Here is a 23,098-nt window from a genome sequence, read left to right as displayed (position 1 = left end):
CGGCCCCGGCCCGCAGAAACTACGGCTCAGGGCTCACGGCTTGCGCGCCACCGCCCCGTACATGGCGATGTCCTCGTCCCGGATCCCCTGCTCGCCCGTGCCGTCCGGGTGCCACTTGTGGACCTGGACGATGCCGGGTTCGACGAGTTCCAGGCCGTCGAAGAACTCGTGGGCCTCGTCGATGGTGCGCAGCCGCATCGGCATGTTGCGGGCGGCGTACTCGCGGGCGACGCGGCCCACCTCCTCCGGCGCGAACTCGGCGGTGCCGATGGACATCGCCAGGTAGCTGCCCGAGGGCAGCGGCTCCAGCAGGCGGCGGACGATGCCGACCGCGTCGTCCTCGTCGAGGATGAAGTGGACGATCGCGATCACGGTGAGGGCCACCGGCTGCGTGAGGTCGAGGGTCTCGCGCAGCTCGGGGGCGTCCAGGATGCTGCCCGGCTCGCGGAAATCGGCCTCGATGTACGAGGTCCGCCCCTCGGGGGTGCTGGCCAGCAGGCCCTGGGAGAGGGTGAGGACGATGGGGTCGTTGTCGACGTAGACGACGCGCGACTCGGGAGCCACCGCCTGGGCGATCTCGTGGAGGTTGGGCGAGGTGGGTATGCCGGTGCCGATGTCGAGGAACTGACGCATCCCCGCCTCCTCGGCGAGCCAGCGCACGGCGCGGTTCATCCAGTCGCGGTTGGCCCGCATGTGGATGGGCAGGGCGGGCCACTCCCGGGACATGGCGTCGCCCGCCTCCTGGTCCGCGGGGTAGTAGTCCTTGCCACCCAGGATGTAGTCGTAGATCCGCGCGGAGTGCGCGTTCTCGGTGTCGATACGGTCGGCCGGCCATCCGTTGTCAGGCAACGCCGTGTCTCCCATTCGGGTCGGTGGGTCTGCGGGGAACGCTCAGCAATAGCAAGGGAATTGAACTGTAAGGTCAGAGCAGGAAGTCGGCCTCACCCGCCTTCACACCCGTCAGGAAGCTCGACACCTCCAGGGGCGTGAAGACCAGCGCCGGTCCCTCGGGGTCGGTCGACTGGCGGACGGCGACGCGCCCGTCGTCGAGTTTCAGCACTTCCACGCAGGCGCCTCCGGCGTCGTCGCTCCACGGCTTGGACCAGCCGCAGGCACCCAGTTCGGGGGCCGGCATGCCGTTGCGTATGGGGTGGTGCACGTCAGAGCTCCTTGCGAATCGCGCCGAGGTGGGCCTCGGTCTTACTGGCGGGCGCCGCCTGGGCGCCCAGCCGGTCCAGGGCCTCGCGGTACACCACGACGTCGTCGCTCTTGTCCAGGTAGACGGCGCCCACCAGGCCGTTGAGATAGACGATGTCGGGCAGTTCGCGGGCCCGGAACCGGAAGAGGTGGAAGGCGCCCGCCCGCATCGCCGGGTGCGGGCCGTTGGCGAACCGCATGATCTGCAGGGTCACATGCGGCAGCCGGTTCACCTCGATCAGATGGTCGATCTGCGCCCGCATCACATCGGCGCCGCCGACCGGCCAGCGCAGCACGGTCTCGTCCATCACGACCCACAGCCGCGGCGGCGCCTCGCGGGTCAGCAGCTCCTGGCGCCGCATCCGCAGCGCCACCCGGCGGTCGGTCGCCTCGGCCGGGGCGTGCGGATTGCCGGCGCTCAGCAGGGCCCGGGCGTAACTCTCCGTCTGCAGCAGACCGTGCACGAACTGGTTCTCGTAGGCACGGATCTGCAACGCCGCCTGCTCCAGGCTCAGATAGGCGGCGAACCAGTCCGGCAGTACGTCACGGTAGGTGTGCCACCAGCCGCGCTTGTTGGCCTCGCGGACCGACTTCAGGAACGTGTCGATCTCCTGCTGGTCCGTCACCCCGTAGACCTGGAGCAGCTTCTCGGCGTCCGGGAGCCGGAGCCGGGCCACCTTGGCGGCCTCCATCCGGCGGATCGTGGAGTGGCTGACCCCGATGGCCGCGCCCGCCTGCTCGTAGGTCAGTCCGGCCCGGGTCCGCAGCTCCTCCAGCTGTCTGCCGAGGATCATGCGCAGCACGGAAGGGGCGCCGCCCCAGTCGGTTTCCGCGGTCACGCCCTACCCCCTCACGCCGTCAGCTCAGGGCCACCGTCTCACGCGGTCACGCTCGGAATGCCATTCGATCATTTCCTGGCGAGAGCAGCATGCACTTGACCAATTGCAATTTTCAACTTGCAGCTTGCGAGTGGTTGTCGGCGGGTGCCACAGTGGACTCACTGTCCTCGGCTCGCCGAACGGGGAGACGGACCGGTCCAGTTGGGGGAGACCGGGCCGCAACTCACCGTTCTCGCAAGCGGGTTGTCCTCCGCCTCCGCATCCCGCGCACAGCCGGCCGACCGACAGCTGTACGGCGATGACCACATGGCAGACGAAAGGCGCACGGCGATGGCTCCGCCCTCCCTCCCCCACCCGCTCGACCGACTGCCCGGGAACGAACTCCCCGACCGCCCGCCCACCGCACGACAGGCCCTCCGCCTGTCCGGCGCCGACCCCTTGGGCCGACCGCCCGGCTCGGAGCACACGCTCCGGGCGCCGTCGAAGGCGACGCGCACCCCCCAGTCACCCGGGGGCGAGTTCACCGGTCGACTCCCTGGGCCGAAAGGCCTCGACCGGCTCGCCTCCGGGGACCAGCCCGCCCACCGCGCCCACACGTTCGTCCTCCCCGCGGCCCCGGAGTCGGTCGGCGCGGCCCGCCGCACCGTGCGCGAGACGCTGACCTCGTGGCACACCGGCCCCGACGACCTCGACAGCGCTGTCCTGGTGACCTCCGAGCTCGTCACCAACGCGGTCACCCACTCGGGCAGCGAGCGCATCGTGTGCCGGCTGCACACCACCGGGGACCGGATCCGCGTCGAGGTCGAGGACCAGAACTTCGGGCCCACCCTGCCGACGCCCCGGCAGGCCTGCCCCGACGACCAGAACGGCCGCGGGCTCCTCCTGGTCGAGGCGATCTGCGACGACTGGGGAGTCCGGCCCGCCCCGAACCGCTCCGGACGCATCGTCTGGGCCGACCTGACGACGACCCGTTCCCACCCCGCGCCCCCCGCACGGCCCGTCCCCCACTCGGCCGAAGGACCCGTACCGCATGCACCGACCGCCCAGGCGTGACCCGCACCCGCCCCGTTCCGCGGCGACACTCCACCCCGCACCCGTCCGGCAGGACCACCCCCGTCTCCCGATCCCCCCGCACCTCGCCACGAGCCTCGGCCACGACGCCGTGGGTACACCCCTGGAACACGGCGCGAGCATCCTGAACGCTCTCCCCCGCGTCGGGTGCGTGTTCGCCGACGACCGGCACTGGTGGTGGATCGTCCCGGCCGGCTCGCACATCGGGATCACCTGGCCGCCGAGCACCACGTACGCGGTCGGCGCCGGGATGCGCGACCCGTCCTGGACCGCCACGCGCCCGAAACCGGGCACGGACCACCCGCGCCTGATCCACTCCCCCATGGACGGCTCGCCGTACACCCCGCCGATACCGCTGTACTTCCTCACCTGCCGCCTCACCGGCAGCAGCCCGAGCTGGTCGCTCGGCGCCACCGGCTGAAGCATCCCGGTACGGCCCGCTCACTCGGGTCGTACCGGTTTCCCCCCATCCCGCCCGCGCCTACACTGACACCTCACGACGTGCTGGTTGACCTGCGAGAACGCTGCCGTGCGCCGAACCGACGGAGTGAGGAGCCCACCCGTTGTTCTACTACCTGCTCAAGTACGTGCTTCTCGGGCCGCTGCTCAGACTGGTCTTCCGGCCCCGGATCGAGGGCCTGGAGCACGTCCCGTCATCGGGCGCGGCGATCGTCGCGGGCAACCATCTGTCCTTCTCGGACCACTTCCTGATGCCGGCGATCCTCAGGCGCCGGATCACCTTCCTGGCGAAGGCCGAGTACTTCACCGGCCCCGGCATCAAAGGCCGCCTGACGGCGGCGTTCTTCCGCAGCGCCGGGCAGATCCCGGTCGACCGCTCCGGCAAGGACGCCGGTCAGGCCGCGATCCGCGAGGGCCTCGGGGTACTGCGGAAGGATGAGCTGCTCGGCATCTACCCCGAGGGCACCCGCTCGCACGACGGCCGCCTCTACAAGGGCAAGGTCGGTGTCGCGGTGATGGCCCTCAAGGCCGGGGTCCCGGTCGTCCCGTGCGCGATGATCGGCACCTTCGAGGCCCAGCCGCCGGGCAAGGTCGTCCCCCGTATCCACCCCGTCGTCATCCGCTTCGGCGCGCCCCTCGACTTCTCCCGTTACGCCGGCATGGAGAACGAGAAGGCCATCCTGCGCGCCGTCACCGACGAGATCATGTACGCCATCCTGACGCTGTCCGAGCAGGAGTACGTCGACCAGTACGCGGCTGTCGTGAAGGCCGAGGCCGCCGCGGCGAAGCCGGACCAGCGGGAGCGCAGGTTCCGGCGGATGCCGCTCAGCTGACTCTGCTGTGAGCCAAGTTCCGTGACCCGCCCGGCCGTTGTGGCTTACGGTCCCGTCATGAAACGTGCTGTGGTGATCGGAGCGACAGGCCAGATCGGGCGCCCGGCGGTGGCCGCGCTCGCACGGGACGGCTGGGAGGTGACGGCCGCCTCCCGGGGCGGCGGACGGGACGAGGCCTGGCCCGAGGACGTCCGGGCGGCGCGGCTGGACCGGAACGACGACGCGGCGCTGGCCGCGCTGATCGGCGACGACTGCGACCTCGTCGTCGACATGGTCGCCTACGACACCCGGCACGCCCGGCAGTTGACCGGCCTGGCCGGGCGGATCGGCTCGGCGGTGGTGATCTCCAGCGTGTCGGTGTACGAGGACGACAAGGGCCGCGGCTTCGACACCCAGGCCGAACCGGACGGCTTCCCCGAGTACCCGCTGCCCCTCCCGGAGAGCCAGCGGACGGTGACGCCCGGCGAGGCGTCGTACAGCACCCGCAAGGCCGCCCTGGAACGCGAACTGCTCGCGGCCGGCGACCGGTTGCCCACCACGCTGCTGCGCGCCGGGGCGGTGCACGGCCCGCACTGCCGCACGCCCCGCGAGCTGTACTTCGTCAAGCGCAACCTGGACGGCCGCCGCCGACGCGTCCTCGCGTACGGCGGCCGGAGCCGCTTCCATCCGGTGAGCGTGCACACCCTCGCCGAACTGATCCGTCTCGCCGCCGCCCGCCCCGGCTCGCGCGCCCTCAACGCCTGCGACGACGAGGCGCCGCCGGTGCTGGAGATCGCCACCGCGATCGACACCGCGATGGGCGTCGAGACGGAGACGGTCCTGGTCGACGGTCCCCCGCCGGTGCCGTCGGTGGGCGACAGCCCGTGGTCGGTGCCGGTGCCCGTGGTGTGCGCCATGTCGGCGGCGGAACGGGAGCTGGGCTACCGACCAGTGGTGCGCTACGCCGAGACGCTCCCGGAGACCATCGAGTGGATCGAACGCCAACTGTCCGGACGCGACTGGCGGGAGGCGTACCCGAAGATGTTCCAGGCGTACGGCGACCTCTTCGACTACGCGGCCGAGGACGCCTGGTTGGACCAGGGGCGGCCGACCGGTCCGCCGGCCGCCCCTGGCACCGTATGACCGCCTGTTACGGCTTGGGCGTGGCGTGCGGGGCGCAGGTCACGTCCTTGCCGTCCAGTTGGCCGGTGAGCAGGTAGGCGTCCACCCGGTCGTTGATGCAGGAGTTGACCAGGCCGGTGACGCCGTGCGAGCCGGCGCCCTTCTCGGTGATCAGGCGGGAGCCCTTGAAGCGCTCGTGCAGTTCGAGGGCGCCTTCGTACGGGGTGGCCGCGTCACGCTCGGACTGCACGATCAGGACCGGCGGCAGGCCCTTGCCGGTCTTCACGTTCAGCGGGGTGTTCTGCTTCACCGGCCAGGTGGCGCACGGCAGGTTCATCCAGGCGTTGGCCCAGGTCATGAACGGGTGGTCGCGATGCAGCCGGGTGTTGTCGCGGTCCCACTTCCGCCAGTTGGTGGGCCACTTGGCGTCGGCGCACTCGACGGCGGTGTAGACGGCGTTGCCGTTCTCCGCGGAGGCGTTGCCCGCGGTGTCGGACAGGTCGGGGGCGGCCGCGTCGACGAGGGCCTGGGTGTCACCGGCGACGTACTTGCTGAACACGGTCGCGACCGGCACCCACGCGGAGTCGTAGTACGGGGCGCTCTGGAAGAAGGAGATCAGCTCCGCCGGGCCGACCACGCCGCCGATGGGGTTCTGCTTCGCGGTGGCGCGCAACTGAAGCCACTTGTCCTGGACCTCGGCACGGGTGTCGCCGAGGTGGAAGGTGGCGTCGTTCTTCGCGACCCAGTCCTGCCAGTCCTTCCAGCGCTTCTCGAAGGCCACGTCCTGGTCCAGGTTGGCCTGGTACCAGATCTTCTCCCGCGACGGGTTGACGACGCTGTCGACGACCATCCGGCGGACGTGCCCCGGGAAGAGAGTGCCGTAGACCGCGCCCAGGTAGGTGCCGTAGGAGACGCCGAGGAAGTTGAGCTGCTTCTCGCCGAGCGCGGCGCGGATGACGTCCAGGTCGCGGGCGGTGTTCGGCGTGGTCATGTGGGGCAGCATGGCGCCGCTGCGCTCGTAGCAGCCCTCGGCGTACTCGCGGGCCAGCTTGCGCTGGGCGAGCTTGTCGGCCTCGGAGTCGGGCACCGGGTCCGGCTTGGGCGCCTTGACGAACTCCTGCGGGTCGACACAGGAGATGGGCGCCGACTTGCCGACGCCCCGCGGGTCGAAGCCCACGAAGTCGTACGCCTTGGCCACCTTCGCCCAGACCGGCGCCTTGGTCGTGACCCGGCGGGGGAAGAACAGCCCGGAGCCGCCCGGGCCGCCCGGGTTGTAGACGAGGGCGCCCTGGCGCTCCTGCTGGGTGCCGGTGTTGCCGACGCGGTCGACGGCGAGCTTGATCTGCTTGCCGAAGGGCTTGGCGTAGTCGAGCGGCACGGTGACCCAGCCGCACTGGATCGGCTTCTCCAGCCTCCAGTCGGCGGGGCAGTCCTGCCAGTCGATCCCGGCCCGGGCGGCGCGGGCCGCGGCGACCTTGACGCCCCAGGCCTCGTGGTCCTGACCGTGGCGGGCCTGGTCGGCGCTCGCGCTGGCGGTGGGCGCGGCCACCGCTCCGGCTATCAGGGTCGCCGCGACGAGCAGTCCGGCCGAACCGACCGCCGCCGTCCGCCTCTTCGGTCTGATGTCCCTCAAGTGGGGCCTCCCGTACACCGTTTCGATGAGTACGGGTGATCCTGTCCACTGTGCGGACGCCGAGAACAGAGGCGGGCGGTGTTCTTTGCCAATCCGATAACCGGAGAGGCAAGTCCGCTGACCGGATCGTTACCCGAACGAGGCCAGCGCCTCGTCCAGCAGCCGCCGCAGGCGCAGCGCGTCCGGCGCGACGGCGGTCACCAGCGCGGCGGGCCCGGCGAGGGGCATCACCGCGGCGCCCTCCCCCAACACCCTCGCCGGCACCGGACGCTGCGCGAACTCCGGGCGTACGACGACCAGTTGCCCGACGGCACGATGTCCGCCGAGCCCGGCGGGACCGTCCCAGCCGCCCGGCGCTCCCGGACCGCAGGACAGCTCCTGGTCGAGGACGGCCCGCCCGGCGATCCGTACGGACAGACGGCTGGTGAGCCGCCCGGGTTCCTCACCCGCCCGGCCGAGCACCTGCTCCTCGCGCAGCACGAGACGGGCGGCCGGGCCGACGTCGGCCCGGGTGTGCATGTGCAGGTCGCTGCCGCAGGCGGAGATCAACTGCTCGGGCAGCCAGCGCAGTTCGCCTCCGTCGGCGACGGTGAGGCGCACGTCGTAGCGGGCCTCGCCCTTGGCCTGTCCGGGCAGCGCGATGGTCGCGGCGGCCGACCCGACGAGCAGCCGGGCCCCGGCCTCGACCCCGGCCTCGACCGTGAAGTGGTCGCCGCCGAGGGGGCCGCTCATCGCGCCGACGAGCATCACCCGGGCCTCGCCGTCCGCGCTCCCCCGCGTCCGGCGCGGCGCCAGCGGCCCCTCCCCCTCCAGTACGGGCAGGGCCGTACCGCCGCGCCCGTCGGGGCGGGCGAGCATCCGGGCGGTGGCGCGTACCCCGGTGGTCGTCGCGCTCATGCGGTCCACGCGGCGAGCTGCGCGCGCACCCAGTCGGCCACGTCCTTCACCCCGGCCTCGGTCCTCAGCGACTGGAACACGACCGGCAGTTCGGCCCGCTGGGCCTTGGCGTCCGCGGACATCCGGGCCAGGTCGGAGCCGACGTAGGGGGCGAGGTCGGTCTTGTTGACGACCAGCAGGTCGGCGGTGGTGACGCCGGGGCCGCCCTTGCGCGGGATGTCGTCTCCGCCGGCCACGTCGATGACGAAGATCTGCGCGTCGACGAGGCCCTTGGAGAAGGTGGCGGTGAGATTGTCCCCGCCGGACTCGACCAGGATCAGGTCCAGCGGCCCGACCTCGTCCTCCAGGTCCTCGACCGCTTCGAGGTTGGCGGAGATGTCGTCCCGGATCGCGGTGTGCGGGCAGGCCCCCGTCTCCACGGCGGTGATCCGCTCCGGCGGCAGCACGGCCTCCCGCAACAGGAACTCGGCGTCCTCGCGCGTGTAGATGTCGTTGGTGACGACGGCGAGGGAGAGTTCGTCACGCAGCGCCCGGCACAGCGCGGCGACGGTCGCGGTCTTCCCGGACCCGACGGGCCCACCAAGCCCGACACGCAGGGCCCGCCGCCGACCGTCGGGGCGGTGGGCGTCGGCGCTGGGGGCGGGGGTGGTGTCGTGGAGGTGGTCGAGATGCATGAGGGCGGCTCCAAGTTTCACGGGTTCGGTGCCGGCAGGCCGGTGCGCTTCCAGCCGAGGCCGGCATCATTCAGCCCGTCCGGCGTTTGAGGACGAGGCCCGTTCAGGGCCGAAGCGGGGGTCCAGGGGGCGGCAGCCCCCTGGCGGGGTCGAAGGGGCGGAGCCCCTGGAGGACGGGACGGGTAGGGGCGGCGGGGGCGAGACAACTCACGAGGCGAACAACCGCACCCCCCACCCCGCATGCACCTCCGCCCCGATCTCCAGCAACGGCGCGGAAGCCGCGGGCAGCGCATCAACCCCCGCATCCACGACACCCCGCGCCACCTCCACCGCCCGATCCGCGACGCGATCCATCTCCGGCGCCAACCGCGCCAGCACCCCCGTCGCATCGAATGGATCCAGACTCAGCAACCGCACCGTCGCACTCGCCGCCCCACTCACACTCTCGTACGCCGCACAGTAAGCGGCATCAACAGCCCCAAGCCCCGCGGCCCGCGCCGCGAGCCCCAGCACCACCGGCTGATGCGCCCCCTTGGGAAACTCCCGCGCCACGGCGTCCAGCTCGCCCGACGGCCAGGTGGCCCGCGCCGCCCGCAGCATCTGCCGCCCCAGCTTGCGCGCAGCGAGCCGCAGCGCCGGAGACGGCGTCCGCGCATCCGCCGCCGCGTCCAGCTCCCCCGGATCGACGCCGAGCGCCGCCGCCGCGGCGAGGGCGGCCGACACCAGCCCCGCCGTGTGCAACCGGCCCCGGCAGAACTCCTCCAGGCTCGCCGCACCCGTGACCCGCCCCGCCTTCACCGCGGCCTCGGCCCCGCCGGAGTGTGCGTGCCCTCCGGCGGGGAAGCGGCCGTCGGCCAGGACGAGAAGTGCTGCTCGTGACATCACAGCACCTCAGAAGAGGAAGTACCGCTGGGCCATGGGCAGTTCGGCGGCCGGAGTCGCCTCGACGAGCTCTCCGTCGATGTACACGGCGAAGCTGTCGGGGTCGATCCGTACGTCGGGCCGGGCATCGTTCTCCCGCATGTCCGCCTTGGTCACCCCGCGCGTCGACTCGATGGCGACGAACCGCTTCCCGAGCCCGAGCCGCTCCGGCAGCCCGTCCTCGACGGCGAGCGGCGCCACGAAGTTGAACGAGTTCGAGCCCGGCGCCCGCCCGATCGCCCCGTACATCGGCCGGGGCAGGATCGGCTGCGGCGTCGGAATGGAGGCGTTGGCGTCGCCCATCTGCGCGTACGCGATCTGCCCGCCCTTGAGGACGAGCTGCGGCTTGACGCCGAAGAACGCGGGCTCCCAGAGCACCAGGTCGGCGAGTTTCCCGGTCTCCACGGAACCGACCTCGCGCGCGAGGCCCTGCGCGAGCGCCGGGTTGATGGTGTACTTGGCGACATAGCGACGTACTCGGCGATTGTCCGCCCGCCCGTCACCGGGGAGCGCGCCGCGTCGCCGTTTCATCACATGGGCGGTCTGCCAGGTCCGCATGACGACCTCGCCGACCCGGCCCATGGCCTGCGAGTCCGACGAGATGATCGAGATCGCGCCCAGGTCGTGCAGGATGTCCTCGGCCCCGATGGTGGACGGCCGGATCCGCGACTCGGCGAAGGCCAGGTCCTCCGGCACCGCCGGGTTGAGGTGGTGGCACACCATCAGCATGTCGAGGTGTTCCTCGGCGGTGTTGACGGTGAACGGCCGCGTCGGGTTCGTGGAGCTGGGCAGCACGTGCGGCTCGGAGACCACGGTCATGATGTCGGGCGCGTGCCCGCCGCCCGCCCCCTCCGTGTGGTACGCGTGGATCCCCCGCCCGGCGATCGCGGCCAGCGTGTCGCCGACGAAACCGGCCTCGTTCAGCGTGTCGGTGTGGATGGCGACCTGGACGCCGGTCTGCTCGGCGACGGTCAGTGAGGCGTCGATGACGGCCGGGGTGGAGCCCCAGTCCTCGTGCAGCTTCAGACCGAGGGCGCCGCCGCGGATCTGGGACAGCATCGCCTCGTGGGAGACGGTGTTGCCCTTGCCGAGGAAGCCGATGTTGAGCGGGTACTGCTCCATCGCCTCCAGCATCCGGGCCAGATGCCAGGGGCCGGGCGTGACGGTGGTCGCCTTGGAGCCCTCGGCCGGTCCGGTGCCGCCGCCGACGAGGGTGGTGATGCCCGCGGCCAGCGCCTCGTCGGCGATCTGCGGGCAGATGAAGTGGACGTGCGCGTCGATGGCCCCGGCCGTCAGGATCCGCCCGTTGCCCGCGATGACCTCGGTCTCGGGGCCGATGACCAGCTCCGGATGCACCCCGTCCATGGTGTCCGGGTTGCCCGCCTTGCCGATCCCGGTGATCCGGCCGTCGCGGACACCGACGTCGGCCTTGACGATGCCCCAGTGGTCGACGATCACCGCACCGGTGATGACGGTGTCGGGCGTGCCCTCCGCGCGCGTGGCCCGCGCCTGTCCCATGGACTCGCGGATGACCTTGCCGCCGCCGAACACCGCCTCGTCCCCGGCGAGTCCGGGGCCGCCGCAGCGGTCCTCCTCAATCTCGATCAGCAGATCGGTGTCGGCGAGCCGGATGCGGTCACCGGTCGTCGGGCCGAACAGGTCGGCGTACGCGGCACGGGACATCTCAGGCATCGAGGGCACCTCCGGTCTCCCCGCGCAGGCCGGGCACCACGCGGGCGCCGGCGAGCGGGACGAGTTCGACGTCGACGGGGATACCGGGTTCGAAGCGTACGGCCGTACCGGCGGCGACGTTGAGCCGCTTGCCGCGCGCGGCCGCGCGGTCGAACTCCAGGCCGGGGTTGGCCTCGGCGAAGTGGTAGTGGGAGCCGACCTGGACGGGCCGGTCGGCGGCGTTGAGCACGGTGAGGCGGGTGACCTCGCGGCCCTGGTTGTAGGCAATCGGGCCGTCGGCGAACAGGATCTCTCCGGGGATCATCGAGGCCCCCTCAGACGATCGGGTCGTGGACGGTGACGAGCTTGGTGCCGTCCGGGAAGGTCGCCTCGACCTGGACGTCGTGGATCATCTCGGGGATGCCCTCCATGACGTCGTCCCGGGTGAGCAGCTTGCGTCCGGAGGCCATCAGTTCGGCGACGCTGCGGCCGTCGCGGGCGCCTTCGAGGATGTGCGACGTGATGAGGGCGACGGCCTCGGGGTGGTTCAGTTTCAGCCCGCGGGCGCGACGCTTCTCGGCCACGTCGGCCGCCACGTGGATCAGCAGCCTCTCCTGCTCGTGCGGGGTCAGTTGCACGTCCCACCTCACATCCTCGCTCCGGGCCGTGCGGGGCCCGGTTGCCGCGGCCACCGGCAAAGTCCCTGGTGGCGTGGAGGGGCAGGCTAGTTGGCACGAGTTTCAAGCAAGTTAACCAAGCTGTGATCCATCAGGAGCGGTGCGCTCGTCCCGCATGCTCATCAACGCCCGCAGACCGTCGCGGAGCACCTCGACCGGGACGGGCCCGAAGAGGGACTGCTGGGCGACGAAGCCCATCACGGCAGCGATCATCGTGCGGGCCACATGGTCCGGGGCGACGTCCGGGCGCATCATCCCGGCGTCCTGGTAGCCCTCGACGATCCGCGACCAGGCCGCGCGCACCGAGCCGTACCCGTCACGCAGGACGGCCGCCAGTTCCTCGTTGCGCAGTGTCTCCGTCCACACCTGGACGACGAGCCGCGGAAAGGCGGGCCGCCCGTCGACAGTCAGGTTCTCCCGGGCGGCGAGCGTCCGGCCGAGGACCGCGGCGACGAGTTCGTCCGGCGGCGGGGGCGGGGACTGCCGTGCCGCCACCTCGAAGGCCTCGCGGACCGATCCGAGCACCTCGCCGACGATCGCGGCGATCAGCTCCTCCTTGCCGCTGAAGTAGCGGTAGACGGCACCCGCGGAGAGGTCCACCTCCTTCAGCACGTCCTGCATGGACGTGGCATGGAACCCGTTGCGGGCGAAGCAGACGGCGGCGCCGTCGAGGATCTGCCGGCGGCGGGCGTCGAGGTGTTCCTGGGATACACGAGCCATGCCCTGAAATGTAAAACGAACATTCCTTCTTGACAAGGAGCGGGCACGGGCGCACGGTGGTGCCGAACCGAAAACGAACGATCTTTCTTTTTGACCTTTCACCGGAGGGGGACCCATGTCCACGCCACCCGGCACGCATCCCACCCAGCACCCCGACCCCCGTCGCCTGATCGCGGTCGTCGTCCTCGTCCCGCTCCTCGCGGCGCTGGCGCTGTGGGCCTTCGCGTGGCCCGCCGCCCGCACCGCGCCACGCGACCTGCCGCTCGGCGTCGCGGGCCCGGCCGCCGCCACCGCGCAGGTCGAGCAGCGGCTGGCACGGCACCAGGGCGCGTTCGAGATCCACCGTTACGCCGACGAGGCCGCCGCCCGGCAGGCCATCGAGGACCGGACGGTGTACGGCGCGGTCGTGGTCACCGACCAGGGGCCCGAGCTGCTGACCGCGTCGGCCGCGAGCCCGACGGTCGCGCAGCTGCTGCAACAGGCGCTTTCGGCCGAGGGTGCCCAGCCGCGCACGGTGGACGTCGTGGCCGCCCCCGAGAACGACCCGCGGGGCGCCGCCCTCACCGCGAGTGTGCTGCCGCTGGCGCTGGCCGGGATCGCGGCGGGCGCGGCCGTTTCCCTGACCGGGCTGCGCGGCGTCCGGGCGGTGACCGCGCTGGTGGGCGCGGCGGCGCTGGTCGGTGTCACCGCGGCCGCGATCGCGCACAGCTGGCTGGAGGTCCTCACCGGCGACTGGTGGGCGGAGGCCGCCGCCCTCGGCCTGTCCACGCTGGCGGTGAGCAGCGCGGTCGCCGGTCTCGCCGCGCTCATGGGCAGGGCCGGGCTCGGCCTCGGCGCGGGTGTGCTGATGCTGTTCGGCAACCCGTTCTCGGGGGCGGGATCGGCGCCGCAGATGCTGCCCGAGCCGGCCGGGGCGCTCGGCCAGTGGCTGCCGCCGGGTGCGGGGACGACGCTGCTGCGCTCGGTGTCGTACTTCGACGGCGCGGCGGCGCTGGGTCCGGCGCTGACGCTGACGTGGTGGGTCGCGGTGGGGCTGGGGGCGGTGCTGCTGGGCAGCGCGCTGAAGTCCCGTACGGCGAGCAGCGAAGAATCCGCAGCCGACCGGAGGCCCGCGCTGGCCGGCTGACCACATACAGCACGTAGAGGCCGTGCGCCCCGCCGTAGGGGGCGCACGGCCTGTACGTGTTCTACGAGGGGTTGGGCCCGCGATGTTCCGCCGTGTCACGACGACGCGCTGGAGACGATCTGCCTCGGGCAGGCCGGATCGACCGCCGCCGTACTGCTCGCCGCAGGCACCCCCGGGCAAGCGATTCGCCCTGCCCGGCGCCCGGGTGGTGATCCGTCAGCCGGCGCTGCCCGAGCCGATCGAGGGACAGGCCAGTGAGTCGCCGTCCAGGCGGAGGAGTTGGCGCGGGTACGCGCCCGGCTGGAGGAGATGGGGTGAGCCGCGGATGCTGCCACCGGAACTCCCGCCGCTGCCCGCCCTCACCCGGGCCGAGGGCGAGTTGATCGACCGTTACCTGGAAGTGGCGGACCTGCTGGGGCGTATCAACCCGGCGTACGACGGGGACACGTATCGTGGACTGCGTGCCGCCCAGGCGCTGGTGCGCAAGGCGGCCGAACTGCGCGACGCGCTCGCGCTGATGCACCAGCGGGGCGAGACCGAACTCCACGCCCGAACGCTCGCGCGGGCGCTGCGCGTGCTGGACGGTGAACGCCGCACGGCGCGTGTCACCGTTCCGCCGCGCTCCGACAGTTGAGGCACGGTCGACTCAGCCACCGTCCACCCGGACCGCGAGGCGACGCGACAGGACGTCCGGGCCGGGGGTGAAACGAACCAAAAGGGCTACCCCCGTCCGGTGGATCCTCAGGTCCTTTTCCGGGGCCCTTGCGGTTGCGCAACGAGGTCTGCCTCGGGTCGGAATGAGACGTTCCGCTGCTGGTCCGAGGTGGCGTGGCACCCTTGACACCTGTTCGCACATCAGGCTGTCCACCCGAACGGGCGAGTGGTGAGTAACGCCACAAATCCCCGGTTGCGTTGGGATTTTCGGACTTACGTGGGTCAAGATCCCGACTGACGACAAGCCCCCGCCACCGCGGCGGGGCGGTCCGGGCGGACGCCGAGTCCTGCCGCCGCCCGGATGACCGGTCGACAGGAGTGGATCGGCAGGAGTGGAGGACCCGAGCACGACGGGTCGCCGGAACGCTTGTTCAGGTTCCGAGCAGCCCTTGGGGTGAAGCCGTGACAACGCGGCCGGGCAACTTCGCCAGCCCGAATCCGACAGGTCATCCTTCACAGGCGGCTGACGAAGGGTTGCGCATGACCGCGCTCAATCGTGTCCCGTCGCTCATGGCCCGGGCCGGTACGGCCTCGGCCCTCACTCTCGTCGCGGTGGGCGGCTCCGTCGTGGCTCCGGGCTTCGCCTCGGAGGCCGAGGCCGCCACGCCGGCGAGGAAGGCTCTCCAGGTCGCGGCCTCGAAGAAGGGCTCCCCGTACAAGTGGGGCGCCACCGGACCGCGCAGGTTCGACTGCTCCGGGCTGACGCTGTATTCGTACAAGAAGGCGGGCAAGAAGCTGCCTCGTACGGCCGCCCAGCAGTACAACAAGACCCGCCACATCCCGGCCAAGAGCCGGAAGGCCGGCGACCTCGTGTTCTTCCACTCGGGGTCGAACGTGTACCACGTCGGCATCTACGCCGGAAAGGGGAAGATCTGGCACGCCCCGAAGTCCGGGGACGTGGTGCGGCTGCAGAAGATCTGGACGAAGAGCGTCTGGTACGGCCGGGTCAAGTGACTCTCGGGCGGCGGTGGCAGCGCCCCGACGGGCCGCCACCGCCCCGCCCGTGACGCAGGCTCAGCCCGCTTCCAGCAGCAGGGTCGCGCCGAGGACCGTCAGCGCGGCGCCCGTGACGCCCTCCAGGGCGCGGGCGGCGCGCGGCCTGCGCAGCCATCGGCCGAGCCGGTCCACCAGCAGGGCCACCGCCGGGAACCACACCAGGGCGAGGGCCACGACGATGAGCGCCAGCAGCAGGGTGCGGGGCAGCACCGGGGCGCCCGCCGGGACGAACTGCGGCAGCAGACTGAGGAAGGTCACCGGCGCCTTCGGGTTCAGCGCGTTGGTGACGAAGCCCTGGCGCAGCGGGTGCGGCGCGGGCGACGTCGGCGCCTCGCCGGTGGCGGTGCGGGGTCGTCGTACCGACCACAGGGTCCGGATCCCGAGATGGAGCACGTAGGCGCCGCCGGCCAGTTGCAGCGCCCGGAACAGCGCGGGCACGGCGGCCAGGACCGCCGCGACACCGGCCACGGCCAGCGCGGTGTGCAGCAGCAGCCCGCCCGTGATCCCCAGCGCGCACGCGACGCCGGCCCGGCGGGAGATCAGGGCGTTGCGCACGACGACGGTGAAGTCCGCGCCCGGCATGGCGACCATGCCCGCGGCGACTCCGGTGAAGGCGATGAGCTGTGCGTCCATGACGTCAGGCTGCCGGAAAGAAGCCTTCAGCAGGTATTTCGAGTAACCTGGGTAAGCCTTAAGCATTGCTTTCATCTACCTCTGTAAGCCGCCCTGGAGTGACATGTACGACCCGACGCGGCTCGCCGCGCTGGTGGCGGTCGCCGAGGCCGGGTCGATCACCCGGGCCGCCGAGCGGCTCGGCTACACCCCGCCCGCGCTCTCCCAGCAACTGGCGAAGCTGGAGCGGGAGGCGGGCGCCGCGCTGCTCGTACGGCACCACCGAGGGGCGCGGCTGACGGCCGCGGGCGAGTTGCTGGCGGCGCGGGCCCGTACGGTGCTGGACGAGCTGGAGCGGGCGCGTCACGAACTGGCGCGGCTGACCGGGCTCGCCGGTGGCACGCTCCGGGTCGGCACCTTCCAGACCGCGGGGATCCATCTGCTGCCGCCGGTGCTCAGCGCGTTCCGCCGGGCACATCCGGACGTGGAGCTGACCGTCGCGGACTACGAACCGCCGGCCGGGGTCGCGGCGGTGGCCGCGGGCGAGGTGGATCTGGCGCTGACGCACACCTACGAGCCGGCCGATCCGGTGCCGCTGCCCTCGTCGGTCGGTGCCGAGCCGCTGCTCGTCGAGGAGCTGGTGCTGGTGACGGCGCCGGGGCACGCTCTCGGCGGCGGTGGCTCCCGGCTGCCGCTGGCCGAACTCGCCGGGCAGCCACTGATCAGCATGGCGCCGGACCATCCGGCCCGGCAGGGGGTGGAGACGGCGCTGGCCCGCGCCGGGGCGGCGCCCTCGGTGCTGGTCGCCACGCCGGGGTACGCCCTGGTGTGCGCGCTGGTCAGTGCGGGGCTCGGGGTGGCGGTCGTACCGGAGATGGTGGCGCGCACGTCGGCCACGCCGGTCGGGGTGCGGTCGCTGTCGGAGGGCGAGCTGCGCCGGACGATCTCGGTCGTCCACCGCGCCGGTGAGCCGGCCCCCGCGGCGGACGCCTTCCGCGCACTGCTACGCGGCGCGTTCGGCCGAGCTCAGCAACCTGCACGGCCCTGAGGCGTCCGCGACTCCCAGGGCGCGGGCCTGAGGCCCCCGCCTCCGCCGCGCCACCCCCGACCCTGCACGCCGGACCACCCAGAGCACGGGCCCGAACTCTCCGCCCCAACCGCCCCGCTCCTGACCCGGCAGGCCGGACCGACCGCCCGGGGCGCGGGCTTGAGGTCTCCGCCTCTTCCGCGGCGCGGGCCTGAGCCCTCCGCCTCCACCGCGCCACACCCGACCCAACAGACCAGACCACCCAGAGCACGGGGCCGAGCCCCCCGCCCGGCGACTCCAGTCGCGCAGCGCGCTGCGTGGCCCGCCCGGGTAGGGCTCCCCTCGCAACGCGCCCCGCACCCGCCCCGAAAGCTACGGCTCCTGTTTGCCCGCCGTCGGTACTGGGCCCGCCCGCACCGTCCACGGCAGTTCGATGGAGACCGTCTTGCCGCCCTCGCGGGTCGGGCGGACTCTCATGCGGCCGCCGCACTCGGCGGTCAGCCAGCGGATGATGACCAGGCCGCGGCCGTTGTCCTGCTGGACGGCGGCCGGGAGCCGCTTCGGCAGGCGCGGGTGACTGTCGGTCACCCCGATGCGGAGCTGCTCGTCGCGGTCGAGCTCCATGGCGACCGTGAAGGTGGGTGACTGGCCGGACGTGTGCAGAACGGCGTTGGTGGCGAGTTCGGAGACGATGAGCCGGATCGTGTCGGCCACCTCCGTCTCCGGCGGCAGGCCCCATTCCGCCAGCGTGCTGACCACGTAGGTGCGGGCGGCGGAGACCGAGGCGGGATCGCTCGGCAGAGTGACGGATGCTTCCAGGTGGTCTGCCATGGCGACGTCGTCCCTTTCCCACGGGACCGCAGTCCGACACGGAGCGGATGGTTCGAGTACGGTCCCGGACTGGTGCTTCGTCGCCAGACTGCCACTCATAGCCCGGAAGCGGTGGCGATCCACCAAGATATGCATATATCTGTCGCTCGAAGCGGTGAACTCTGCGACGGCAGAGCGTATTTGGGCGGCTCGGAAGGAGTAAGGAGTAGCCCATGCAGCACGGTCCCGCGGTGCGCCGCCGGAAACTGGGCGCCGAATTACGCACACTGCGAGGCCGCGCGGGCCTCACCAGCGGTGAGGCGGCCCGGCTGGTGGGCTGGCACCAGTCGAAAGTGAGCCGGATCGAGACCGGCGCCAGCGGCGTGAAACCGGCCGATGTGCGGTTACTCCTGGATGCCTACGGGGTGGACGACGCCCAACTTCGGGACCTCCTCCTGGCGTTGGCGGGCTCCGGCGGCGGCCACGGCCGCGACCACTGGTGGCACGCCTACAAGGGGGTGCTGCCGCCCACCTACCGGGACTTCATCAGCCTGGAGTCGCAGGCCGGCGCCATGCGCACGCTGGAGACCTCCGTCGTCCCGGGCCTGCTCCAGACCCCCGAGTACGCCCGCGCCGTGACCCGCGCCGCGGTGGAGGGCCTGGACGAGGACCGCCTGGACGCCCTGGTGGAGGTACGTCTGGCCAGGCAGGACGTGCTGCGCTCGCACCCTCCGCTGGTACTGAGCGCGGTGCTGGACGAGGCGGTGCTGCGCCGCGAGGTCGGCGGCCCGGAGGTGATGTCGCGGCAGCTGGAGCGGCTCATGGACGCGGCCCGGCTGCCCCAAGTGCGCCTCCAGGTGCTGCCCTTCGCGGCGGGGGCGCACATCGGCATCACCGGGCCTTTCGTTATCTTCTCATTTTCGAGCACTTCCGATCTGGACGTTGTCGTTCTTGACCACTTGACGAGTAGCCTCTACCTCGAACGGAAAGAAGACGTAGAGGCCTACACCGAGGCCTTCAACGCCCTTCAGTTCTACGCCCTTTCGCCCGAGGAATCGTTGGACTACATCGCCGTGATAGGTGACGGCGCGTAAGGAGGCACCATGACCGTCCTGCCTCGGAACGTACCTTCCAGCACTCAACTGCTCGGTGTGCACTGGCTGCGCAGCAGCTACAGCACCGGCGCGAACAACTGCGTCGAGACGGCCCGGCCGGCCCTTGGCCCGTGGGCCGGACTGCTCGCCGTACGCGACTCCAAGGACCCGTCCGGACCCGCGCTGTTCTTCTCCCCCGAGAGCTGGGCGGGGTTCACGGCTCACCTCTGAGGGTCCGAACCTGGATCGTCCCTGATCAGTTCCGTAGCACGCGATGCACGGCCGTGGTTCGCCGACTCATGGTCGCGTGTCGCCGATGACACGTACAGCGCGTTCGATCTGGTCCCCGGAGAGGTCCGCGCGGGCCGTCAGCCGCAGCCGGGAGATGCCGTCGGGTACGGAAGGAGGTCGGAAGCAGCCCACGGCGAGCCCCTCGGCGCGGCAGTCGGCCGCCCAGCGCACGGCGCTCTCCGGGGACAGCGCGCGGACGGAGACGACCGCCGCGTCCGGTCGTACCGCCTGAAGGCCCAGGGCCGTCAGCCGGGTGTGCAGCTCGCCCGCCACCGCGCGGGCCCGCGCCGCCCGCTCCGGCTCACCGCGCAGCAGCCGCAGGGCCGCGAGTGCCGCGCCCGCGGCGGCGGGAGCCAGACCGGTGTCGAAGATGAACGTCCGGGCCGCGTTGACCAGATGGTCGATCACCCGCGCCGGGCCGAGCACGGCGCCCCCCTGGCTGCCCAGCGACTTGGACAGCGTGACCGTGACGACCACGTCGTCCGCGCCCGCGAGCCCCGCCGCGTACGGCGCGCCCCGGCCGCCGTCGCCGAGCACGCCGAGGCCATGGGCGTCGTCCACGACCAGCCCCGCGCCCTGCTCCCGGCACACCTGGGCCAGGGCGGCGAGCGGGACGGCGTCGCCGTCGACCGAGAAGACCGTGTCGGACACGGCGACCGCGGGACCGTCATGCGTCTGGAGGGCCTTGCGTACCGCCTCCGGGTCGGCGTGCGCGACGACCTGCGTGGTGCCACGCGCCAGCCTGCAGCCGTCGATCAGCGAGGCGTGGTTGCCCGCGTCGGAGACGATCAGCGAGCCGTGCGGCGCCAGCGCGGTGACCGCGGCGAGGTTCGCGGCGTAACCGGAGGAGAAGACCAGCGCCGCCTCGAAGCCGCAGAAGTCGGCCAGCTCACGTTCGAGTTCCGTGTGCAGTTCGGTGGTGCCGGTGACGAGCCGGGAGCCGGTCGCGCCGCCGCCCCACCTCCGCGCGGCCCGCGCGGCGCCCTCGGTGACCTCCGGGTGCCGGGCCAGCCCCAGGTAGTCGTTGCTCGCCAGGTCCAGCAGCGGCGAGTCGGCCGGGCGGGGACGCAGGGTCCGTACGAGTCCGGCGCTGCGGCGCAGCTCCGCCTGCTCGTCGATCCAGCCGAACGCCATGGGGTTTCGTCCTCCGGTGTTTTGTAGGCAGTGAACAGACCCTAGCGGTACCCATCGCAGCTCAGGGTGTGGCAATACCCACACGTCGAACGCCGCGTGTTGTGTGAAGTCTCCTCTTGGCCGGAGGCGGTGCGTTAGGACAGGATCAGCTTCCATGGACCTGCTGAACACGCTGGTGGACAAGGGGCTTCGGCGCGAGACGCCGACCCGCGAGGAAGCGCTGGCCGTCCTCGCAACTTCCGACGACGACGTGCTCGATGTGGTGGCCGCGGCCGGAAAGGTGCGCCGCCACTGGTTCGGCCGACGGGTGAAGCTGAACTACCTCGTCAACCTCAAGTCGGGGCTGTGCCCCGAGGACTGCTCGTACTGCTCCCAACGGCTCGGCTCCAAGGCCGAGATCCTCAAGTACACCTGGCTGAAGCCCGACGAGGCCTCCGAGGCGGCGGCCGCCGGGCTCGCGGGCGGTGCCAAGCGGGTCTGTCTGGTGGCCAGCGGGCGCGGGCCGACCGACCGGGACGTGGACCGGGTCTCCGAGACGATCCGGGCGATCAAGGAGCAGAACGAGGGCGTCGAGGTGTGCGCCTGCCTCGGGCTGCTCTCCGACGGCCAGGCGGAGCGGCTGCGCGACGCCGGCGCGGACGCCTACAACCACAACCTCAACACGTCCGAGGGGACGTACGCGGACATCACCACCACGCACACGTACGCCGATCGGGTGGACACGGTCCAGAAGGCGCACGCGGCCGGGCTGTCGGCCTGCTCCGGTCTGATCGCCGGGATGGGCGAGAGCGACGAGGACCTGGTCGACGTCGTGTTCGCGCTGCGCGAGCTGGACCCGGACTCGGTGCCGGTCAACTTCCTGATCCCGTTCGAGGGCACCCCGCTCGCCAAGGAGTGGCACCTCACCCCGCAGCGCTGTCTGCGGATCCTGGCGATGGTGCGGTTCGTGTGCCCGGACGTCGAGGTGCGGATCGCGGGCGGCCGCGAGGTGCATCTGCGCTCGATGCAGCCCCTCGCCCTGCACCTGGCCAACTCCATCTTCCTCGGCGACTACCTCACCAGCGAGGGGCAGGCGGGCAAGGCCGACCTGGAGATGATCGCGGACGCCGGGTTCGAGGTGGAGGGCACCGACCAGGTGACGCTGCCGGAGCACCGGGCGGGCGGCGGGTGCGGTGCCCGCGAGAGCGCCGAGGATGCCGGGTGCGGGTCGCACGAGGGGAACGGAGTCTGCGGTTCCGAATCCGTCCCGCAGGCCGCCGAACCGCGTACGGACCTGGTCGCCGTACGCCGCCGGGGTGCCGGAACGGACCTCGCGCCCAATGCCTGACCTGACCCTGCCCGAGCTGCTGGACCTCGACCGGCGGCACGTCTGGCATCCGTACGGCCCCATGCCCGGCCGGCAGGAGCCGCTCGTCGTGGAGTCGGCGAGCGGGGTGCGGCTGCGGCTCGCGGACGGCTCGGGCGAGCTGATCGACGGCATGTCGTCCTGGTGGTCGGCGATCCACGGCTACAACCACCCGGTGCTGAACGAGGCCGCGCGCGAGCAGTTGTCGCGGATGAGCCATGTGATGTTCGGCGGGCTCACGCACGAGCCCGCCGTACGGCTCGCGAAGCTCCTTGTCGACATGTCGCCCGACGGTCTGGAGCATGTGTTCCTCGCCGACTCCGGGTCGGTGTCGGTCGAGGTCGCGATCAAGATGTGCCTGCAGTACTGGCGTTCGCTCGGCCGGCCCGAGAAGCGACGCCTGCTCACCTGGCGGGGCGGCTACCACGGCGACACCTGGCAGCCGATGTCGGTGTGCGACCCCGAGGGCGGCATGCACGAACTGTGGACCGGGGTGCTGCCGCGCCAGGTGTTCGCGGACCCGCCGCCGGCCACGTACGAGGAGTCGTACGCCGGCCGGCTGCGCGACCTGATCGAGCGGCACGCCGGCGAACTCGCCGCCGTCATCGTGGAGCCGGTGGTGCAGGGCGCGGGCGGGATGCGGTTCCACTCCCCCGCGTATCTGCGGGTGCTGCGCGAGGTGTGCGACGCGCACGACGTGCTGCTGGTGTTCGACGAGATCGCGACCGGGTTCGGGCGGACGGGCGCGCTGTTCGCGGCGGAGCACGCGGCCGTGACGCCGGACGTGATGTGCGTGGGCAAGGCGCTGACCGGCGGCTATCTGACGATGGCGGCGACGCTGTGCACGTCACGGGTGGCCGACGGCATCTCCCGGGGGGAGGTGCCGGTGCTGGCGCACGGGCCGACGTTCATGGGCAATCCGCTGGCGGCGGCCGTGGCCTGCGCCTCGATCGAGTTGCTGCTCGGCCAGGACTGGCGCGCGGAGGTCAAGCGCATCGAGGCGGGACTCCGGGACGGGCTGGCACCGGCCGCTGACCTCCCGGGGGTACGGGAGGTACGGGTCCTGGGTGCCATCGGGGTCGTCCAGCTCGACCACGCGGTGGACATGGCGGCGGCGACGCGGGCCGCCGTGCGCGAGGGCGTGTGGCTACGGCCGTTCCGCGACCTCGTCTACACCATGCCGCCGTACGTCACGGGCGACGCGGACCTGGCACGGATCGGGCGCGCGGTGTGCGCGGCCGCGCGGGAGGGATGAC

26 protein-coding genes, 1 pseudogene and 1 riboswitch are annotated in these 23,098 nt (G+C 72.0%); of the genes and pseudogenes, 13 read left to right on the top strand and 14 right to left on the bottom strand.

Translation table 11 applies throughout. The features are described 5' to 3' along the window. Nucleotides 1-33 precede the first annotated feature (33 nt). From HJD23_RS37980 to HJD23_RS37970, 3 genes are all read right to left on the bottom strand, one after another. A complete protein-coding gene (locus tag HJD23_RS37980; RefSeq protein WP_171108780.1) occupies nucleotides 34-849 on the bottom strand; it encodes an SAM-dependent methyltransferase in 816 nt (271 codons plus the stop codon). Nucleotides 850-922: 73 nt separating this feature from the next. Continuing rightward, a complete protein-coding gene (locus HJD23_RS37975) occupies nucleotides 923-1,135 on the bottom strand; it encodes a DUF397 domain-containing protein (protein WP_171111447.1) in 213 nt (70 codons plus the stop codon). Nucleotides 1,136-1,160: 25 nt separating this feature from the next. Further along, nucleotides 1,161-2,036, bottom strand: coding sequence for a helix-turn-helix transcriptional regulator (locus HJD23_RS37970; RefSeq protein ID WP_171108778.1), 876 nt, complete (start codon nucleotides 2,034-2,036; stop codon nucleotides 1,161-1,163). A gap of 306 nt (nucleotides 2,037-2,342) precedes the next feature. On the opposite strand from HJD23_RS37970, the gene HJD23_RS43160 reads away from it, so the two are divergent. The 4 genes from HJD23_RS43160 (at nucleotide 2,343) to HJD23_RS37955 (ending at nucleotide 5,521) form a co-directional block, all read left to right on the top strand. Then, the gene (locus HJD23_RS43160) at nucleotides 2,343-3,089 is read left to right on the top strand and encodes an ATP-binding protein (RefSeq protein WP_240980904.1); all 747 of its coding nucleotides are present in this window, start codon (nucleotides 2,343-2,345) and stop codon (nucleotides 3,087-3,089) included. Beyond that, nucleotides 3,067-3,528 carry a hypothetical protein gene (locus HJD23_RS43155; RefSeq protein ID WP_180687724.1) on the top strand — a complete coding sequence of 154 codons (462 nt, stop codon included), beginning with the start codon at nucleotides 3,067-3,069 and terminating at the stop codon, nucleotides 3,526-3,528. The genes HJD23_RS43160 and HJD23_RS43155 overlap by 23 nt, the downstream gene beginning before the upstream one ends. A gap of 142 nt (nucleotides 3,529-3,670) precedes the next feature. Then, nucleotides 3,671-4,399 carry a lysophospholipid acyltransferase family protein gene (locus HJD23_RS37960; protein WP_171108776.1) on the top strand — a complete coding sequence of 243 codons (729 nt, stop codon included), beginning with the start codon at nucleotides 3,671-3,673 and terminating at the stop codon, nucleotides 4,397-4,399. A 69-nt stretch (nucleotides 4,400-4,468) separates the two neighbouring features. Further along, a complete protein-coding gene (locus HJD23_RS37955) occupies nucleotides 4,469-5,521 on the top strand; it encodes an NAD-dependent epimerase/dehydratase family protein (protein WP_171111445.1) in 1,053 nt (350 codons plus the stop codon). Nucleotides 5,522-5,528: 7 nt separating this feature from the next. Here the strand turns inward: HJD23_RS37955 and HJD23_RS37950 are convergent, their stop codons facing one another. The 8 genes from HJD23_RS37950 to HJD23_RS37915 all read right to left on the bottom strand — a co-directional run bounded on the left by HJD23_RS37950 (nucleotide 5,529) and on the right by HJD23_RS37915 (nucleotide 12,693). Further along, the gene (locus tag HJD23_RS37950) at nucleotides 5,529-7,133 is read right to left on the bottom strand and encodes an alpha/beta hydrolase (RefSeq protein WP_171108773.1); all 1,605 of its coding nucleotides are present in this window, start codon (nucleotides 7,131-7,133) and stop codon (nucleotides 5,529-5,531) included. Between the two features lie 129 nt (nucleotides 7,134-7,262). Beyond that, the gene (locus HJD23_RS37945) at nucleotides 7,263-8,030 is read right to left on the bottom strand and encodes an urease accessory protein UreD (protein ID WP_171108771.1); all 768 of its coding nucleotides are present in this window, start codon (nucleotides 8,028-8,030) and stop codon (nucleotides 7,263-7,265) included. Beyond that, a complete protein-coding gene (gene ureG / locus HJD23_RS37940; protein ID WP_171108769.1) occupies nucleotides 8,027-8,704 on the bottom strand; it encodes an urease accessory protein UreG in 678 nt (225 codons plus the stop codon). The genes HJD23_RS37945 and ureG overlap by 4 nt, the downstream gene beginning before the upstream one ends. 207 nt (nucleotides 8,705-8,911) lie before the next feature. Further along, nucleotides 8,912-9,586: an urease accessory UreF family protein gene (locus HJD23_RS37935; protein ID WP_171108768.1), complete on the bottom strand. Its 675-nt coding sequence runs from the start codon at nucleotides 9,584-9,586 to the stop codon at nucleotides 8,912-8,914. Between the two features lie 9 nt (nucleotides 9,587-9,595). After that, nucleotides 9,596-11,317: an urease subunit alpha gene (locus HJD23_RS37930; protein WP_171108766.1), complete on the bottom strand. Its 1,722-nt coding sequence runs from the start codon at nucleotides 11,315-11,317 to the stop codon at nucleotides 9,596-9,598. After that, complete coding sequence (locus HJD23_RS37925) at nucleotides 11,310-11,621, bottom strand: urease subunit beta (RefSeq protein ID WP_171108764.1); 312 nt, start codon at nucleotides 11,619-11,621, stop codon at nucleotides 11,310-11,312. The genes HJD23_RS37930 and HJD23_RS37925 overlap by 8 nt, the downstream gene beginning before the upstream one ends. 10 nt (nucleotides 11,622-11,631) lie before the next feature. Further along, nucleotides 11,632-11,934 (bottom strand): urease subunit gamma, encoded by a 303-nt coding sequence (locus tag HJD23_RS37920; protein ID WP_141310265.1) that lies wholly within the window; start codon nucleotides 11,932-11,934, stop codon nucleotides 11,632-11,634. A 111-nt stretch (nucleotides 11,935-12,045) separates the two neighbouring features. Next, a complete protein-coding gene (locus HJD23_RS37915; protein WP_171108762.1) occupies nucleotides 12,046-12,693 on the bottom strand; it encodes a TetR/AcrR family transcriptional regulator in 648 nt (215 codons plus the stop codon). A 115-nt stretch (nucleotides 12,694-12,808) separates the two neighbouring features. On the opposite strand from HJD23_RS37915, the gene HJD23_RS37910 reads away from it, so the two are divergent. From HJD23_RS37910 to HJD23_RS37895, 4 genes and pseudogenes are all read left to right on the top strand, one after another. Further along, nucleotides 12,809-13,819 carry an ABC transporter permease gene (locus HJD23_RS37910; protein WP_171108760.1) on the top strand — a complete coding sequence of 337 codons (1,011 nt, stop codon included), beginning with the start codon at nucleotides 12,809-12,811 and terminating at the stop codon, nucleotides 13,817-13,819. A gap of 108 nt (nucleotides 13,820-13,927) precedes the next feature. Further along, nucleotides 13,928-14,131, top strand: a pseudogene (locus HJD23_RS37905) (ATP-dependent Clp protease proteolytic subunit); the annotation flags it as partial. A gap of 13 nt (nucleotides 14,132-14,144) precedes the next feature. After that, nucleotides 14,145-14,453, top strand: coding sequence for a hypothetical protein (locus HJD23_RS37900; protein ID WP_141310270.1), 309 nt, complete (start codon nucleotides 14,145-14,147; stop codon nucleotides 14,451-14,453). Nucleotides 14,454-14,801: 348 nt separating this feature from the next. Then, a riboswitch (cyclic di-AMP (ydaO/yuaA leader) is annotated at nucleotides 14,802-15,010 on the top strand. A 3-nt stretch (nucleotides 15,011-15,013) separates the two neighbouring features. After that, on the top strand, nucleotides 15,014-15,487 hold the full coding sequence (locus HJD23_RS37895) for a C40 family peptidase (protein ID WP_171108758.1): 474 nt from the start codon (nucleotides 15,014-15,016) through the stop codon (nucleotides 15,485-15,487). Nucleotides 15,488-15,547: 60 nt separating this feature from the next. On the opposite strand, the gene HJD23_RS37890 is transcribed toward HJD23_RS37895, so the two are convergent. Then, nucleotides 15,548-16,162 (bottom strand): LysE family translocator, encoded by a 615-nt coding sequence (locus HJD23_RS37890; RefSeq protein WP_171108755.1) that lies wholly within the window; start codon nucleotides 16,160-16,162, stop codon nucleotides 15,548-15,550. A gap of 103 nt (nucleotides 16,163-16,265) precedes the next feature. On the opposite strand from HJD23_RS37890, the gene HJD23_RS37885 reads away from it, so the two are divergent. After that, nucleotides 16,266-17,189, top strand: a complete 924-nt coding sequence (locus HJD23_RS37885) for a LysR family transcriptional regulator (RefSeq protein ID WP_171108753.1) — start codon at nucleotides 16,266-16,268, stop codon at nucleotides 17,187-17,189. Between the two features lie 351 nt (nucleotides 17,190-17,540). Here HJD23_RS37885 and HJD23_RS37880 read toward each other — a convergent pair whose 3' ends face one another. Next, the gene (locus tag HJD23_RS37880) at nucleotides 17,541-17,999 is read right to left on the bottom strand and encodes an ATP-binding protein (protein ID WP_171108751.1); all 459 of its coding nucleotides are present in this window, start codon (nucleotides 17,997-17,999) and stop codon (nucleotides 17,541-17,543) included. 212 nt (nucleotides 18,000-18,211) lie between these two features. On the opposite strand from HJD23_RS37880, the gene HJD23_RS37875 reads away from it, so the two are divergent. Beyond that, the gene (locus tag HJD23_RS37875; RefSeq protein WP_171108749.1) at nucleotides 18,212-19,072 is read left to right on the top strand and encodes a helix-turn-helix transcriptional regulator; all 861 of its coding nucleotides are present in this window, start codon (nucleotides 18,212-18,214) and stop codon (nucleotides 19,070-19,072) included. Nucleotides 19,073-19,081: 9 nt separating this feature from the next. Beyond that, complete coding sequence (locus HJD23_RS37870; RefSeq protein ID WP_171108747.1) at nucleotides 19,082-19,303, top strand: DUF397 domain-containing protein; 222 nt, start codon at nucleotides 19,082-19,084, stop codon at nucleotides 19,301-19,303. 66 nt (nucleotides 19,304-19,369) lie between these two features. Here the strand turns inward: HJD23_RS37870 and HJD23_RS37865 are convergent, their stop codons facing one another. Continuing rightward, the gene (locus tag HJD23_RS37865) at nucleotides 19,370-20,497 is read right to left on the bottom strand and encodes an 8-amino-7-oxononanoate synthase (RefSeq protein ID WP_171108745.1); all 1,128 of its coding nucleotides are present in this window, start codon (nucleotides 20,495-20,497) and stop codon (nucleotides 19,370-19,372) included. A 154-nt stretch (nucleotides 20,498-20,651) separates the two neighbouring features. Here HJD23_RS37865 and bioB point away from each other — a divergent pair, with 154 nt between their 5' ends. Continuing rightward, entirely contained in the window at nucleotides 20,652-21,824 is a 1,173-nt protein-coding gene (gene bioB, locus HJD23_RS37860) for a biotin synthase BioB (protein WP_171108743.1), read from the top strand. After that, nucleotides 21,817-23,097 (top strand): adenosylmethionine--8-amino-7-oxononanoate transaminase, encoded by a 1,281-nt coding sequence (locus HJD23_RS37855; protein WP_171108742.1) that lies wholly within the window; start codon nucleotides 21,817-21,819, stop codon nucleotides 23,095-23,097. Before bioB ends, HJD23_RS37855 begins: the two co-directional genes overlap by 8 nt. Nucleotide 23,098: the final 1 nt, after the last annotated feature.

Origin of the sequence: Streptomyces sp. Z423-1, assembly GCF_013009255.1 — a bacterium.
GTDB classification, from domain to species: Bacteria; Actinomycetota; Actinomycetes; order Streptomycetales; family Streptomycetaceae; genus Streptomyces; species Streptomyces gossypiisoli.
The sequence above is the reverse complement of the archived record's forward strand: the minus strand, read 5'-3'. Positions and strand labels throughout refer to the sequence as shown.